Annotated in this window: 14 protein-coding genes and 2 pseudogenes; 11 read left to right on the top strand and 5 right to left on the bottom strand. The window is 67.9% G+C overall.

Translation table 11 applies throughout. The features are described from left to right. Nucleotides 1-20 precede the first annotated feature (20 nt). Nucleotides 21-1,322, bottom strand: a complete 1,302-nt coding sequence (locus DL519_RS04780; protein WP_190813055.1) for an ISL3 family transposase — start codon at nt 1,320-1,322, stop codon at nt 21-23. Nucleotides 1,323-1,549: 227 nt separating this feature from the next. Between DL519_RS04780 and DL519_RS04785 the strand changes: the two genes are divergently transcribed. From DL519_RS04785 to DL519_RS04800, 5 genes and pseudogenes are all read left to right on the top strand, one after another. Continuing rightward, nucleotides 1,550-2,689, top strand: coding sequence for a site-specific integrase (locus DL519_RS04785; protein WP_223838441.1), 1,140 nt, complete (start codon nt 1,550-1,552; stop codon nt 2,687-2,689). After that, nucleotides 2,686-3,027 (top strand): hypothetical protein, encoded by a 342-nt coding sequence (locus DL519_RS04790; protein WP_190813056.1) that lies wholly within the window; start codon nt 2,686-2,688, stop codon nt 3,025-3,027. The genes DL519_RS04785 and DL519_RS04790 overlap by 4 nt, the downstream gene beginning before the upstream one ends. After that, nucleotides 3,024-5,039, top strand: a complete 2,016-nt coding sequence (locus DL519_RS04795; RefSeq protein WP_223838442.1) for a tyrosine-type recombinase/integrase — start codon at nt 3,024-3,026, stop codon at nt 5,037-5,039. Before DL519_RS04790 ends, DL519_RS04795 begins: the two co-directional genes overlap by 4 nt. Beyond that, complete coding sequence (locus DL519_RS45630; RefSeq protein ID WP_223838443.1) at nt 5,029-5,484, top strand: DUF6262 family protein; 456 nt, start codon at nt 5,029-5,031, stop codon at nt 5,482-5,484. The genes DL519_RS04795 and DL519_RS45630 overlap by 11 nt, the downstream gene beginning before the upstream one ends. 98 nt (nt 5,485-5,582) lie before the next feature. Beyond that, nucleotides 5,583-5,810: pseudogene (locus tag DL519_RS04800) on the top strand (IS256 family transposase); the annotation flags it as partial. A gap of 26 nt (nt 5,811-5,836) precedes the next feature. Here DL519_RS04800 and DL519_RS45635 read toward each other — a convergent pair. Beyond that, nucleotides 5,837-6,619, bottom strand: a complete 783-nt coding sequence (locus DL519_RS45635) for a hypothetical protein (protein WP_223838444.1) — start codon at nt 6,617-6,619, stop codon at nt 5,837-5,839. Between DL519_RS45635 and DL519_RS04815 the strand changes: the two genes are divergently transcribed. Continuing rightward, nucleotides 6,618-7,166: a DUF2399 domain-containing protein gene (locus DL519_RS04815; RefSeq protein ID WP_190813059.1), complete on the top strand. Its 549-nt coding sequence runs from the start codon at nt 6,618-6,620 to the stop codon at nt 7,164-7,166. The genes DL519_RS45635 and DL519_RS04815 overlap by 2 nt on opposite strands. 393 nt (nt 7,167-7,559) lie before the next feature. Here the strand turns inward: DL519_RS04815 and DL519_RS04820 are convergent, their stop codons facing one another. Beyond that, nucleotides 7,560-7,907, bottom strand: a complete 348-nt coding sequence (locus DL519_RS04820; RefSeq protein WP_190813060.1) for a hypothetical protein — start codon at nt 7,905-7,907, stop codon at nt 7,560-7,562. Nucleotides 7,908-8,179: 272 nt separating this feature from the next. Between DL519_RS04820 and DL519_RS04825 the strand changes: the two are divergent. Both DL519_RS04825 and DL519_RS04830 read left to right on the top strand, forming a co-directional pair. Further along, nucleotides 8,180-8,365 (top strand): annotated as a pseudogene (locus DL519_RS04825) (ABC transporter permease); the annotation flags it as partial. Next, nucleotides 8,362-8,577, top strand: coding sequence for a hypothetical protein (locus DL519_RS04830; protein ID WP_190813061.1), 216 nt, complete (start codon nt 8,362-8,364; stop codon nt 8,575-8,577). The pseudogene DL519_RS04825 and the gene DL519_RS04830, both read left to right, overlap by 4 nt. Nucleotides 8,578-8,830: 253 nt before the next feature. Here DL519_RS04830 and DL519_RS04840 read toward each other — a convergent pair whose 3' ends face one another. Continuing rightward, nucleotides 8,831-9,898, bottom strand: a complete 1,068-nt coding sequence (locus DL519_RS04840) for a tartrate dehydrogenase (RefSeq protein WP_190813063.1) — start codon at nt 9,896-9,898, stop codon at nt 8,831-8,833. 131 nt (nt 9,899-10,029) lie between these two features. Here DL519_RS04840 and DL519_RS04845 point away from each other — a divergent pair, with 131 nt between their 5' ends. Together DL519_RS04845 and DL519_RS04850 are read left to right on the top strand one after the other, a co-directional pair. Continuing rightward, complete coding sequence (locus tag DL519_RS04845) at nt 10,030-11,019, top strand: PHP domain-containing protein (RefSeq protein ID WP_190813064.1); 990 nt, start codon at nt 10,030-10,032, stop codon at nt 11,017-11,019. A gap of 95 nt (nt 11,020-11,114) precedes the next feature. Then, nucleotides 11,115-11,606, top strand: coding sequence for a MarR family winged helix-turn-helix transcriptional regulator (locus DL519_RS04850; RefSeq protein WP_190813065.1), 492 nt, complete (start codon nt 11,115-11,117; stop codon nt 11,604-11,606). Nucleotide 11,607: 1 nt separating this feature from the next. On the opposite strand, the gene DL519_RS04855 is transcribed toward DL519_RS04850, so the two are convergent. After that, entirely contained in the window at nt 11,608-13,485 is a 1,878-nt protein-coding gene (locus DL519_RS04855; protein WP_190813066.1) for an ABC transporter ATP-binding protein, read from the bottom strand. A gap of 304 nt (nt 13,486-13,789) precedes the next feature. Between DL519_RS04855 and DL519_RS04860 the strand changes: the two genes are divergently transcribed. After that, nucleotides 13,790-14,488: a GPP34 family phosphoprotein gene (locus DL519_RS04860; RefSeq protein WP_223838445.1), complete on the top strand. Its 699-nt coding sequence runs from the start codon at nt 13,790-13,792 to the stop codon at nt 14,486-14,488. The last annotated feature ends 17 nt before the right edge of the window (nt 14,489-14,505 follow it).

Raw genomic sequence — 14,505 nt, forward strand, 5'->3', positions numbered from 1 at the left:
CTGCTGCTTCCGTGGGTGGGTTAGGCGCGTCCGGGGAGGGTGGGTCGGTGGCCGCCGAGGGCGAGCATGGCGAGAGCGATGAGTGCTTGGGGGCTGCGGAATCCGAAGGCGATGCGGGTGAGCAGGCGGATTTTGGTGTTGGTGGATTCGATGAGTCCTTGGGAGAGGCCGTGTTCGAGGGCGGCGTCGATGGGGGCGCGGTGTTTGGTGATCTTCTTGGCGAGCTCGACGAAGACGGGGATCTGGCAGCGCCGTGCCCAGGAGGTCCAGCGGTCCAGGGCTTGTTTGCCTTGCTCGCCTTTGGCGGTGAAGACGTACCGGAGTCCTTCTTTGAGCAGGTAGGCCCGGTACAGGCGGCGGTCGGTGGTGGCGATCCAGGCCAGCTTCGCCTGCTGGTTTTCGGTGAGGTCTTCGGGGTTTTTCCACAGCGCGTAACGGGAGTTTTTGAGCTTCTTGGCTTTCTCGTGCCCGGGACGGGCCGGGGAGTCGGTGGCCGGGCGGCCCCGGCGGCGTGTGCCTTCGGTGCGGGCCAGGGCGCGGGCGTCGTTCCAGGCCCGTCGCCGTTCGGCATCGAGTGCTTCGGTGGCCCAGGCGACCACGTGGAAGGGGTCGGCGCAGCGGATGGCCTTCGGGGCGCGGCGGGCGACGGTGTCGGCGATCCACTGGGCCGCATCGGCGGACACATGCGTGATCTCCGCGGCGCGCCTCTCGCCGAGGGCGTCGAAAAACCGGTTCAGCGTCGCGGAATCGCGCCCCGGCGCGGCCCACACCAGCCGCCCGGTGTCGTGGTCCACCACCACCGTCAGATAGCGGTGATGCTTCTTGTAGGAGATCTCATCGATCCCGATCCGCCGCAACCCACCGAACCGGTCACTCTGGGTTTCGGCGTCGGCCCACACCCGGGCCACGATCGCACCCACGGTGCGCCAGGCGATGCGCATCAGCTCGCATACCGCCGATTTCGAGGAGCGCACCGCCAGCCACGCCACCGTGTCGTCGAAAGCCAAGGTGTGCCCGGCGCCATGACGCGCCCACGGCAGCCGCGCCACGGTGGGCCCGTGCTCCCGGCAGCGCACCCGCGGCGCGGCGGCCTCGAGATGGACCTGGATGGTGCCCAGGTCCAGGGCCCGCCACCGGCGCCGTCCCTCGCCCCGGTCATACCGCCCGGACCAGCGGCCACACCGGCCGCAACGGCCGCGCCCGCCCTTGCGCGGGCGCACGTGCACCATCACCCGTTCCGCGGCCTCGTCGAACTCCACATCCTCGATCACCGTGCGCCTGTCGACGCCCACCAGAGCACGCCATAAACTGGCCTTCGGCACGCCGTTCTCCGTCCCCTCGGTTCCTGACCTTCGACAAGCCAGAAACCTAGACGAAGCAACGGCGTGCCCCCGTCTCCGGGCCTAAAACAGCAGCTCACATCACCCACGGATCAGTCACAAGAGCCTGTTATCTGGAGCTTCCGTGCGTGTGTCTTCCATGTGTGCCACGGGTTTGTCGTGGGCTGCGGTCGGCGTGGTGGACATGGTTATCTCCGGGCTCGTCCAGCATGTCGATCACGTTGGAGGAGCAGGTGCAGGTGCAACGGGTGGCGATGCCCGCCTCGCGGGTGCCGTCGTGGACGGTCCTGGGCGATGACGACGCCCCGGTCGAGCCGATCGAGCCGATCGAGCGTTATCTGGCCTATCTGACCGATATCGAGCGGTCACCGAACACGGTCAAGGCGTATGCGCATGATTTGAAGGACTACTGGGTCTTCCTGGAGCATCGGGGCCTGGACTGGCGGGAGGTGCGCCTGGAGGACATTGGTGAGTACGTCGCCTGGCTGCGGCTGCCGCCGACCGGCCGTGATGGCCAGGTGGCCGTGCTGCCCTCGCTCCAGCCGCATGTGGCTGGGTCCACGATCAACCGGAAGCTTTCGGCGCTGGCGGCGTTTTATGCGTATCAGGCGCGGCATGGCGTGGATGTCGGTGAGCTGTTGACCACGTGGCAGGTGCCCGGTCGGCGGGGCGGGTGGAAGCCGTTTTTGCACCACATCAGCAAGGACAAACCCCAACCGAGCCGGATGATCACGGTGAAAGCACCGAAGAAGCTGCCCCGGATCCTGACAGTCACTGAGATGCAGTCCATTGTGGATGCTTGTGACCGGCTGCGAGATCGCTTCCTTTGGTCCTTGTTGTGGGATTCCGGCTGCCGGATCGGGGAGGCGTTGGGCCTGCGGCATGCCGATATCGCCGCCGCGGAACGGGAGATCGTGATCGTGCCCCGGGTCAACGACAACGGCGCCCGATCCAAATCACGCGAGCAACGCGCCGTCCCGGTCTCCACGGAGCTGATCCGGCTGTGGGGTGACTATCTGCACGGCGAATACGGCGATGTGGACTCGGACTACGTGTTCGTGAACCTTTTCGCCGAACCACGGGGGCAGGCGTTGTCCTACCCGGCGGTCTACGAGCTGGTGAAACGGCTGCGGCGACGCACCGGGATCGACTTCGATCCGCACTGGTGCCGGCATTCGGCGGCGACCAGGATGCTGCGGGACGGCGTGCCCATCGAGGTCGTGTCCAAGGTCTTGGGCCATTCCTCGGTGACCACCACGATGTCCGTTTACGGGCATTTGACCGCCGAGGACGCGCGGCGGGCGTTGGAGAACGCAGGTTGGTTCACCGGGCGTGAGGTGAGCTGGTGAGCCTGTTCGAGATCACCCACGCCCAGCGCGCAGGATGGCAGCGCCGCGCAGCTGGCGAACTGGCCGCGATCCTGGATGCCCACCCACATCTGCCGATCATCGCGTGGACGCTGGCGCCCTCCGGCAGCCTCGTGGTGGGGCAGGTGAACGGACCCGCGCCAGCTGAGCAGCTCCGCGCGACATTCGAGCATTGGCGGTCCGCCCTGCGGCTTGCCGAGCCCCACGAGGTCACCTTCAGCGGCGGATCGGTGTTGCTGACCACGCAGGCGGCGTTCAACCATGTCCGGATCAAGCTGACCGCCACCCTTCCGCCCGACGCGCGGCAGGTGACGCCATGAATCGCGAAATTGCCAAGGCGCAGCGGCAAGCCACGGCCTCTCCCGGGCTGCTGGAGAAGTTGATGGCCGCGGTGCGCCCGGAGTTCCGCAGCGACCTTGTCGTTTTCGATCCTCGCGATCCGGTGTTCGGTGGTCCGGCATGCGCAGTGCCCGGATGCGTCCGGACAGCGCGCAGCCAGGGATTGTGTCCCGGGCATCATCAGCGGTGGTGGCGCAGGGAGGGCAAGCCCGATCTCGCGCGGTTCATCGCCACCACAGACCAGCAGGTCGCCGGCCCGTTGAGCGACAGTCCCACCAGCAGTGTGGTGCCCGCCTGCGAATGCAAGGTCAGCCTTGCCGCGCTGGCCCCGCAGCTGAAGCTGGAGGTGCAGTATGTGCTGCAATGCCGCCGCGACGAGCGGCTGGTCCGGACCCAGGTCACCACGGTCGCTCGCATGGTGCGGCTGTTGGCGGGCCTGCCGGTCGCCTCGCTGCTGGACTGGGACGAGGAGACCTTACGGACCGCGTTTGGTCGCCCGGCGCCGAAGGACGCGGGACCGCGGACCCTGGTTATCTACGGGGTGCGCAAGCTGGAGGATCTAGCCGAGGACCACGGATGGGACACCGAGTATCGGCGGGATGTGTGGCGGTTGCGGCGCCTCGGGCGGCCCACCGGAGGCGGGTCTCCCGCTCGCCTGCGATTCAATGCCATTGCCCAGCCGTGGTTGAAGGAGTTAGCCAAGCGGTGGGTGCGGTGGCGGTTGAGTACAGGACTGGGCAGCACCGCCGCGGCCCGGTGTGTCACCGCGATCACGCGGTTCGCACAATTCCTTGCCACCCACGAGATCAGCATTGACAGCCTGGCCAGCGTGGATCGACCGGTCCTGGAGCGGTACCTGGCCGACCTGCACGTCGAGTTCACCGGCCGACCGGCGCATCGCACCCACGTCGGGCTGTTCAACCAGTTCTTCAACGCGATCCGCCAGCACAGCTGGGACTCCTCGCTGCCGACGACCGCGACATTTTATCCCGAGGACTACCCGAAACACGGCGAACAACTGCCTCGCGCGGTAGCCGAGTACGTGATGGTCCAGGTAGAACATCCGTCCAATTTGGACCAGTGGGACCACCCGGCCTACCGGCTGGTCACGCTCATCCTGATCCGCTGTGGCTTGCGCGTCTCCGACGCGCTCAAGCTGCCGTTTGACTGTGTCGTCCTAGATGCCGAGGGCGCACCCTATCTGCGCTACCACAATCACAAGATGAACCGGGAGGCACTGGTCCCGATCGATGAACAACTCCAGCAGTCGATCAGCGAGCAGCAGCAACACGTCCTGGGCCGCTGGACCGACGGTGTCCCGGTGCTCTTCCCCCGCCCCCTGACCAATCCGGACGGCTCCAAGCCTGTCAACAGCGCCACCTACCGGCAGGCCCTGCACCGATGGCTGCAACGCTGCGACATCCGCGACGAACACGGCCGCCCGGTGCATCTCACTCCCCACCAGTGGCGGCACTCGCTGGGCACCAGATTGATCAACCGGGACGTGCCGCAGGAAGTGGTCCGCCGCATCCTCGATCACGACTCGCACCTCATGACAGGCCACTACGCCCGGCTGTCGGACACGACGATCCGCCGGCATTGGGAAGCCGCACGCAAGGTCAACGCCAACGGCGAGACGGTGACCCTGGACCCCGACGGGCCGCTGGCCGAGGCGTCCTGGGCCAAGCAGCGGATCTCCCGCGCCACCCAGGCTTTGCCCAACGGCTACTGCAGTCTGCCGCTGATCAAGACCTGCCCGCATGCCAACTCGTGCCTAACCTGTCCGATGTTCATCACTACCACCGAGTTCCTCCCCCAGCACCGGCACCACCAGCAGCAGGTGTTGCAGATCATCACCGCGGCCGAGGCGCGGGGCCAGACCCGCATGGTGGAGATGAATCGCCAGGTCGCCGACAACCTCGCAAAGATCATCACAACCCTCGAGAACGGCGAAGCCAACACCAGCAGGGAGACGTCAGCCGATGCGTCCTGACAACACCGCCCCGATCATCGCCGCGGCCCAGCGACGCCGCGAATTGACCCGAGCGAAGGCCCTCCAGGCACCGCGCGAACTCGACCGCACCGGCGCGCCGATCACTTTCCAGTCAGTGGCCGCAGCAGCTGAGGTGTCCCGGTCCTGGCTCTATGCCCAACCCGACATCCGGGCCGAAATCCAACGCCTACGGGAGGCAACCCGGCGCGCTCCCGCAGCGCCGATTCCTGCAAGTCAGCGCACCTCGGAGGAATCTGCCCTGGCACGACTGGACATCGCCCTCAAACGAAACCGCGAACTCGCCGAAGAAAACCAACGGCTTCGCCGACAACTCGCCCGTGCACTCGGTGAGCACCGCCGATCACCCCATTCGCGAGACCCCGGCGATTCACCCCCACCTCCAGCCAAACCGCATCGCACTTCAGTAACGATCGGACCCTGCTGAACCCACCCCGACAACCGCCGGCGGTTGCGTCGACAACACCATCTACGACGCAACCGCCCAGGCCAAAGCAATGATCATCCGCCGAACTCAAGATAACCATCGAATCCACGTTCGCGACCGTGCGGCACCGCAGCAAAGTCACCAAGGGACCAGGCTCTCGCGCGGCCGGGCTGGCGATGGCCTTCAAGCTGATCGAGTCAGCGCAGACACGCTGGCGCGCGGTCAACGCACCCCAACTCGTCGCGCTCGTGCGCGCAGGAGCACGCTTCGAGGGCGGCAAACTCGTCGAACGCCCCGACGAACACGCCCCACCCACCGCCGCCTAAAAAAGATCTTCATCCACAGGTCTTGACTATTGCTCCACCCACCACACGCTCCGACCAAGTGGTCTTGGTTGGCCGCGGCGAACAGCGCTATCGGGACGAACTCGCGATCGGACGAATCCAGGCTGCCACGCGCGATGACGGCCACGGCCAGTGCGTGTTTCTTGGCGGCGAGGTACATGCCCAGGGAGCAGTAGATGTCCACGATGTTGGCCATCGCCCGTAGCGCGCCGTAGAGGGTATCGCCGTGGAACCAGTTGACCTTGGCCTGGTGAAACTCGCGCAAGGCATCGAGCAGGCGGCCGGCCTTCTGCAACGGTAGCTCGCTGTCGGCACTTGTCGCCGACCGCGGCGTCACCCTCCTGTCGCTTGACGGCATCGTCCAGCCCGTCGCATACCTTCCGGTACAGAGGATGATCACGCAGGCTCGGCGCGAGGAGATCGACGACGGTGCTGAACGTGTCGATCGGGTAAGCAAGCGCTTCGGGTAGCAGGTCGCTGAGTTCGAGCAGGCGCCGCATGCCGCCGTCGAGGTCCACCAGCGGTGCCGCATCGAGATGCTGCTGGAGCGCACCCTGGTCAATTGCGTCCATCAGCGCCTCGTACTGCTGGTCGATCTCGGCGAGAGTAGCGCTGCCCCGGACCTGCGCGTCCGAATAGTCGATGTGCAACGCGAGGTGCGCCGAGACCTGGAGCAGGCCCGCTCGGGCGTTCGGTCCAAAATCTCGTTCGAGAAGCTGATCGACATGGCGACGCAGCCGTGGTGTCCAGGCGATGATCTCGGATAGTGGTATGTCGGTGTGGTTGAGCATGGCCGCGATCGTGCAGAACTGGACTAGCCCGGGACTAGCCGGTTCCGCCCCGGCCTGCGCGATCACCTCCGCAGCCAACCAAACCGGCGAACCCGTCTGGCTGACCTGGCGTTCCCTCAACGGCGACTTCGCCCTCGACCACAGCCAGTGCGGACCCGACCCACGAGTCGACGTGTACGTCTGCGAGAACCCCACCATCGTCGCAGCAGCCGTAGACACCCTGGCAAGCCGTTCCCATCCGCTGATCTGCACCAACGGCGTCCCAAGCGGAGCAGTCCGCAAACTGCTCGCCGGCCTTGCCGTGAACGGTGCCCGCCTGTGCGTACGCGCCGACGACGACCCCACGGGGCAAGCAATCGCGGCCCAGTTGATCGCGACACTGCCGCGCGCCTCGCTGTGGCGATATGAACAACGGAACCCGGAATCCGCCGCAACGAGCCCAGAGTACGAAGAACGCGTCCTCAGCATTCTGCTCAACGACCTTGCCAGGGCAGACTCACCTCACACGAGCCGAGACGGTGCTGACCTGCCAACAGCAGATACATGACATTCTCGGCAGGATGGGGGGGAAGTAGCGCAAGCGCAGCTGAGAGCCGGTAGTAGCCGATGGGCGTAGGTATCGGGTGGCCCTGTCTGGGGCGGGACCCTGCAAGCCACGGTCGGAGAGGCGATCGATGAGCTCGCCGAGGGGCAGCGGCGGCTTGGTTGTAGTGGAGGGTGCCGCGAGCCCGCTGTGTTCGGGGCATCGCCGCTCCTCCTGATCAGGGCAGAGAAAATCCCCCAAGCGCGCATCGTGGAGAGGCGTGGGGGATGTAGTAAGACAGAGAGTAGCAGGGGCCGCCCATCCAGGCCGAGAACTAACTGAACTCATTCGAAGTTTCACGAGCATCTCCTTGATGGGACGAGACCCGACCTGTGGAGCTTCACCAGGGATCAGGTCTCAAGACTCCGTCTCGCCGGGCCACCTGACCAAGTGCCCTTCGAGGAACGCCGCCTCGAGCACGTATGCCTGGGCCTCGGTGAGCGGGGGAGCAGCCGCCGCTTGTCTGGTGACCCATTCTTCGTAGGTCTCTGCCTCGGTGTCGGTTGCATCGCCGGCGCGTTGCTCAGCGTGACGCGCACTGGTCTCGATGATCGCCGTGCGCACGGCTTCGGAGACCGACATCCCGTCCGAAGTGAGGTCGGCGAGCGCCCTGCGCGCCGTGTCGTCGAGGCGTACGGGGATGTTCCACGGGACGGATACGTCAGTCGGCGATCCACTCCGGAGCTCCCGGACGACCTCGCTCATGGCCTTCGCCTCGTATATGAGCGGCTGACACGAAGAACCTAACTGGAAGTGATCGCCTCCTGGAAGCGATGCCACCTGAAGGTATGGGTACCTAACAAGACGCTTGATGTGTGGCGAAACCCCTCAAGACGGTCCTGGGCGCGCAGGTGCGCGACTTTCGCCGTTGACTCAGGACGGGCTCGCCGATGAACTGGAAGTCACTCCACGCTACCTGGCTGGCAACCAGCGCTTTCGGCGCGTCTCTGCGTCAGTTCAACCCACCTCCGAACTCAACTTTGCCGGGTGCGTTCGTCGGGATGCTGCTCGGCGGCGCCACCCCGATCCAGGCCGGGATTGTCCAGCTGTACGTGCTGGTGGCGCTGCTGGCGGTGGAGTCGGTGGCGATCCTGGTCGTGCTGGAGATCGTCGCGCGCGGCCTGCTGACCCGGTCCGGCACGCACTTATTCTTCCGGTCGTGACGCTCCTCCAGCGACGGCCGTTGCGCGGCCTGGTCGCCGACCTGGCCCAGGCGCCGGTCGTGGGCTCGGTGCTGTTGCGATTTTCGGTCAACGCCGGCGAGTTCCGGCCGCCGCCGCCGGAGGTCGACCTCGCCGGGTACCCGCGGCGGACCGGAACCCCAGCCGGGCAATGGGATCAGGGGCATGGACGAACGCGCGCGGGCGCTCGGTAAGGAACTGTCGGCGGGGCCCGGCCGACGGTGGCTTCCGGGTGCGCGCTGGCCTGGAACGTCGCGGGCATCCCGGCGGTCTCAGTCCCCGCTGGAACCATCGGCGAACTCCCGGTGGGGCTCCAACTGGCGTGCCGCCCCGGGCAGGAAGGCCGCATCCTCGGAGTCGCCGCCCGGATCCTAGAAGACGTTTCAAAGGGGTTTGCGTAGCGGTGCGGGTGGCGGAACCTCTTCTTGCTGTCGGATCACCGACATCTCAGCCCTGCACCGCGGTGGCGATGGCCTTGCCGAGGTCCTTGGTGGTCGCCTTGCCGCCGAGGTCCGGGGTGCGCGGCGCCGAGCCATCGGTCAGGACCTGCTCGATGGCTCGGACCACGTCCGCCCCCGCCTCTCGCAAGCCGAGGTGGTCCAGCATCATCGCCGCCGACCAGATCTGGCCGATCGGGTTGGCGATGCCCCGGCCCGCGATGTCCGGCGCCGAGCCGTGCACCGGCTCGAACGTCGACGGATAGGTGCGCTCAGGGTTTATGTTGCCCGACGGCGCCACCCCGATCGTGCCGGTCACGCCGGGCCCCAGGTCGGACAGGATGTCGCCGAACAGGTTGCTGGCGACCACCACGTCGAAGCGTTCCGGCGACATCACGAACCGGGCGCACAGGATGTCGATGTGGTCCTGGTCGACGGTGATCTCCGGGTATTCGGCGGAAATGGCCGCGAACCGCTCGTCCCAGTACGGCATCGAGTAGTAGATGCCGTTGGACTTGGTCGCCGAGGTGACGTGCGGCTTGCCGAGCTTGCGGGCCAACTCGAAGGCGTAGCGCATGATGCGGTCGGTGCCGCGCCGGGTGAACGCGGCGGTCTGCAGCACCATCTCGTTCGGTGTGCCCTCGCCCTGCCGGCCGCCGAGCTGGGAGTATTCGCCCTCGGTGTTCTCCCGGACCACCCAGAAGTCGATGTCACCGGGCTGCTTGTCGCGGACCGGCGGGGTCACGCCCGGCAGCAGCCGCACCGGCCGCAGGTTGACGTACTGGTCGAACTTGCGCCGGATCGGCAGCAGTAGCCCCCACAGCGAGATGTGGTCGGGCACGCCGGGCCAGCCGACCGCGCCGAGCAGGATCGAGTCGTGGTCGCGCAGCCGGTCCAGCCCGTCGGCGGGCATCATCCGCCCGGTGCTCTGGTAGGTCTCGCAACTCCAGTCGAAATGCCGGTAGTCGAACCGCACGCCGTACTTCGCGCCGATCACGTCGAGCACCCGCAACGCTTCCGGCATGACCTCGTTGCCGATCCCGTCGCCGGGCAGCACCGCCAGTTCGTACTGCTGCACTCTGCACCTCGCGCCTCGTCGAGAAAAACGGTTTCCTGGCCGCCATCTAACGCCGCGCATCCGCCCCGGGCCAAGCCCCTGGGGCGAATCGCCGGTGGCGCGACGACCGGGCAGCGGCTACCAAGGACGACGTGGATGCGACACGGGCACTGCGCGAAATCGCGTTCTGGCTGGAGCGCGAGGGTGCGCCGACCTACCGGGTGCGGGCGTTCCGCCGCGCCGCCGCGATCGTCGACGACCTCCCGGACCTGGACGAACGGGTGGTGTCCGGCCGGCTGACCGCGCTGGAGGGCATCGGCCGGACCACCGCCGCCGTGATCGAGGCCGCGCACCGCGGCGAGACACCGGAGTACCTGGCGCGCCTGCGGTCCGAAGTGGACGTTCTGGAGCAAGGGCAGCAGCTGCGCGAGGCGCTGCGCGGCGACTGCCACACGCATTCCGACTGGTCCGACGGCGGCAGCCCGATAGCCGAGATGGCCACCACCGCCCGGGCCCTCGGGCACGAGTGGATGGTGCTCACCGACCACTCGCCCCGGCTGACCGTGGCCCGCGGCCTGTCCGCCGAGCGGCTGCGCCAGCAGTTGGACGTGGTCGCCGAGCTGAACGAGCGACTAGCGCCGTTGCGCATCCTCACCGGCATCGAGGTCGACATCCTCTCCGACGGCGCGCTGGACCAGGACGAGGATCTGCTCGCGGAGCTGGATGTCGTGGTGGCCAGCGTGCACTCCGAACTGCGGATGGCGGCGCCGGCGATGACGCGGCGGATGTGCGCGGCGGTGGCCAACGCGCACGTCGACGTGCTGGGGCACTGCACCGGGCGCCTGATCGGCGACAAGAAGCGGCCCCAGTCAACGTTCGACGCCGTGGAGGTGTTCGAGGCCTGCCGGGACAGCGGCGTCGCGGTCGAGATCAACTCGCGCCCGGACCGGCTCGACCCGCCGCGGGAGCTGATCCGGCTGGCCCGCGACACCGGCTGCCTGTTCAGCATCGATTCCGACGCGCACGCACCCGGCCAGCTGGACTGGCTGTCCTACGGGTGCGCGCGGGCCGAGGAGTGTGGGATCCCCGCCGATCGCGTGATCAACACCCGGACCGCGGAAGAGCTGCTGGTCCGGCGGTGAGGGTGCGGGCCGCGGCGGCTAATATCCTCCCGGCAGGCGGTGCTGGTCACACGTGGTATTTGAATGCTCAAATACTCTCGGCGTATGCTGTTCGCGTGACCGAACCGCGATGGCTGACCGACACCCAGCAGTGCGCCTGGCGGAAGTTCGCCGCCCTGATGACCGTCGTTCCGGCCGCGCTGGACGCCCAGCTGCAGCGGGACGCCGGGTTGACCCACTTCGGCTACTGGGTGCTGGCGATGCTCAGCGAGGACCCCGAACGCGCGCTGCGGATGAGCGATCTCGCGGCCCGGTCCAACGCCTCGCCGTCCCGGGTGTCGCACGTGGTCGCCCGGCTGGAGCAGCAGGGGTGGGTGCGCCGCCACCGCGCGTGCGGCGACGGCCGTGGCAACGTCGCGGAGCTCACCGAAGCCGGCTACGAGAAGCTCGTCGCCTCGGCCCCCGGGCACGTGGACAAGGTGCGCGACCTGATCTTCGACGGCCTCTCGGAGGCCCAGGTGCGTCAGCTCGACGAGCTCTGTGCCGCCGTGCTCGCCCACCTGGACCCCGAAGGCGACCTGACCACCGCCCCGCCGCAGAAGGGCTGACTCAAGCGGCTTCGTCGGCGTCGTCCTGCTGCGCGAACTGGGTGCGGTAGAGCTCGGTGTAGAGGCCGCCGCGAGCCAGCAGTTCGGTGTGCGTGCCCTCCTCGGCGATGCGTCCCTCGGAGACCACCAGGATCCGGTCAGCCTCGCGGATCGTGGCCAGCCGGTGCGCGATGACCAGCGCCGTCCGCCCGGAGAGCGCCGTCTTCAGCGCCTTCTGCACGGCCGCTTCGGATTCCGAGTCCAGGTGCGCGGTCGCCTCGTCGAGCACGACGATCGGCGGCGCCTTCAGCAGCAACCGGGCGATCGCCAGCCGCTGCTTCTCCCCACCGGAGAGCCGGTAGCCGCGGTCGCCGACGACGGTGTCCAGCCCGCCCGGCAGCGAGGAGATGAGGTGCCCCAGCTGCGCCGTCCGCAGCGCCTCGACCAGCTCCTCGTCGGTGGCGTCGGGCCGGGCGAAGGCGAGGTTGGCTCGGATCGAGTCGTGGAACAGGTGCGCGTCCTGGGTGACCACGCCGACCGTCGAGTACAGCGAGGCCAGCGACGTGTCGCGGACGTCCACGCCGCCGATGCGCACCGCGCCGGAATCGACGTCGTAGAGCCGCCCGGCCAGGTTGGTGATGGTCGTCTTACCGGCGCCGGAGTGGCCGACCAGCGCGATCGTCTGGCCCGGCGCGGCGTGGAACGAGATGTCGTGCAGCACGTCGTGCGCGGGCGCGTTGTCCTGCCGCGCCACCGATTCCAGCGACGCCAGCGAAACCTCGCTGGAGGCCGGGTAGCGGAACGAGACCGCGTCGAACTCGACATCGGACGCCCCGGCCGGCAGCGGCTTCTTGCCCGGCTTTTCCTGGATCATCGGACGCAGGTCCAGCACCTCGAAGACCCGGTCGAAGCTGACCAGCGCCGTCATCACGTCGACGTGCACGTTGGACAGCGCGGTCAGCGGCCCGTACAGGCGGCTGAGCAGCGTCGCCAACGCCACCAGGGTCCCGAGCTGGAACGCCCCATCCAGCACCAGCCCGCCGCCGAGTCCGTAGACCACCGCCGTGGCCAGCGCCGCCAGCAGCGTCAGCGCGACGAAGAACACCCGGCTGTACATCGCCGACACCACACCCATGTCGCGCACCCGCGCCGCCCGACGGGAGAACCGCTCGGACTCCTCGTCGGCGCGGCCGTAGAGCTTGGCCAGCATCGCCCCGGCGACGCCGAAGCGTTCGGTCATCAGCGAGCTCATCTCGGCGTCCACCTTCATCTGCTCCCGGGTGACCCGCTGCAGCCGCCGCCCGATCCACCGCACCGGCAGCAGGAACAGCGGCAGCAGCGCAAGCGCGATCAGGGTGATCTGCCAGGACAGGGTGAACATGGTGGCCAGCACCAGCACCAGGCTCAGCACGTTTGACACCACCGACGACAGGGTGCTGGTCAGCGCCCGCTGCGCGCCGATGACGTCGTTGTTGAGCCTGCTGACCAGCGCGCCGGTCTGCGCCCGCACGAAGAACGCCACCGGCATCCGCTGCACGTGGTCGAACACCTCCGAGCGCAGGTCGTAGATCAGCCCCTCGCCGAGCCGCGCGGAGTACCAGCGCTGCAGCAGCGACGCCGCGGCTTCGAGGAGCGCGACGCCCGCCACCGCCACCGCCAGCCAGACGACCACCGACATGTTCTGCGGCACGATCCCGTCGTCGATGATCGCCTTGAACAGCAGCGGGTTGACGATGCCGAGCACCGCCGCGAACGCCACCAGCGCCAGGAAGGGGACGATGTCGCGGGTGTAGGGCTTGGCGTAGCGCAGGATGCGCCGGGCCAGGCCGGGGGAGAGGCGTTGCCTGGTCACGGAACCGTCGCTGGCGAAGGAGCGCATGGTCTCCCAGCTCATCGTCATGGTCACAGTCTCCTTCAACCGGGTTCGAGGTCGAGCACCATCCTCAAACTTCAAGCTAAGTCGAAGTCAACGCTGCGGGACGAGCTTCGATTCCCGCCCGGAAGTTCTGGTGCCGCAAGTATTCGGCCGCGCGCCGCCTCGGACCGGTGCCGCTCCGGACGGTGGTCTTGAACAACGCTTCAGGTACGTTACTCTGTGCGCTGATTCGGACACGGTCCGAACTCGGGGGCTGACTGGCAGGGCATGGCGCAGCGTCGGACGGGAGCGACCGCGTGTTGATCGGCACTTCGGCCGGGGGTGGCCGTTGACGGTTTCCGGGCAGGAGCCCGCACGCATCCCGCTGCGCGTGGCAGACCGGTTCTTCCTCGCCGCGCACACTGGTGAGCAGCGCCTCTCCGCCAGGGTCGACGGCGCGCTGGTGGCGCTGGGCTGCGCCGGGGCGCTGCTGGCGGAGCTGATCCTGGAAGAGGAGATCGCGGTGACCCCCAGCGTCCGGCCCAGAGGCAAGGGACGCTGCCCGGACTTCCTGTCCTGGACGATCCTGCGGGAGGTCCGCCAGGAGTCGGGCCACGACATGCGGACCTGGCTGGAGTACCTGGGCCAGACCGCCACCGAGAAGGTGCGCGCCCGGCTGACCATCATCGACGTGCTGCGGGAGGTGCCGGTTTCGGGCGGCTGGCGCGGCGGCACTGCCGCGGCGTGGCAGTTCGCCGAGGACGGCGCCAGCAAGCCGGAAGCGGACCTGGAGGCGCTGTTCACCAGCGTCGAAACAGCCGGCGGCAGCGGCATGATCACCGTCCCTTCCCGGATCGCCGAGATCTCCCTGGCGCTGCTGCTGCGGGAAACCGGGGTGCTGCGCCAGATCCGGCTCCCCAAGCACATCGCGCGGCAGGGCGAGTACCGGATGGAGTCCTGGGAGCCGCGCATCCCGGGAGCGCTGCGCAGCCTGATCAACGAGGTCGGTGCCGCCCGCGGGCAGACCGCGATCACCCCGAGGCACTGAGCGACGTGGCCGAACCG

This window comes from Saccharopolyspora pogona, assembly GCF_014697215.1.
Lineage (GTDB): Bacteria > Actinomycetota > Actinomycetes > Mycobacteriales > Pseudonocardiaceae > Saccharopolyspora > Saccharopolyspora hattusasensis.

What these genes read in the sequence shown, in the direction of transcription:
- DL519_RS04855 (WP_190813066.1), bottom strand. Translation starts at nt 13,485, where the DNA reads ATGACGATGAGCTGGGAGACCATGCGCTCCTTCGCCAGCGACGGTTCC.
- DL519_RS45635 (WP_223838444.1), bottom strand. Translation starts at nt 6,619, where the DNA reads ATGCTCAACCACACCGACATACCACTATCCGAGATCATCGCCTGGACA.
- DL519_RS04795 (WP_223838442.1), top strand. Translation starts at nt 3,024, where the DNA reads ATGAATCGCGAAATTGCCAAGGCGCAGCGGCAAGCCACGGCCTCTCCC.
- DL519_RS04815 (WP_190813059.1), top strand. Translation starts at nt 6,618, where the DNA reads ATGGCCGCGATCGTGCAGAACTGGACTAGCCCGGGACTAGCCGGTTCC.
- DL519_RS04820 (WP_190813060.1), bottom strand. Translation starts at nt 7,907, where the DNA reads ATGAGCGAGGTCGTCCGGGAGCTCCGGAGTGGATCGCCGACTGACGTA.
- DL519_RS04785 (WP_223838441.1), top strand. Translation starts at nt 1,550, where the DNA reads ATGTCGATCACGTTGGAGGAGCAGGTGCAGGTGCAACGGGTGGCGATG.
- DL519_RS45630 (WP_223838443.1), top strand. Translation starts at nt 5,029, where the DNA reads ATGCGTCCTGACAACACCGCCCCGATCATCGCCGCGGCCCAGCGACGC.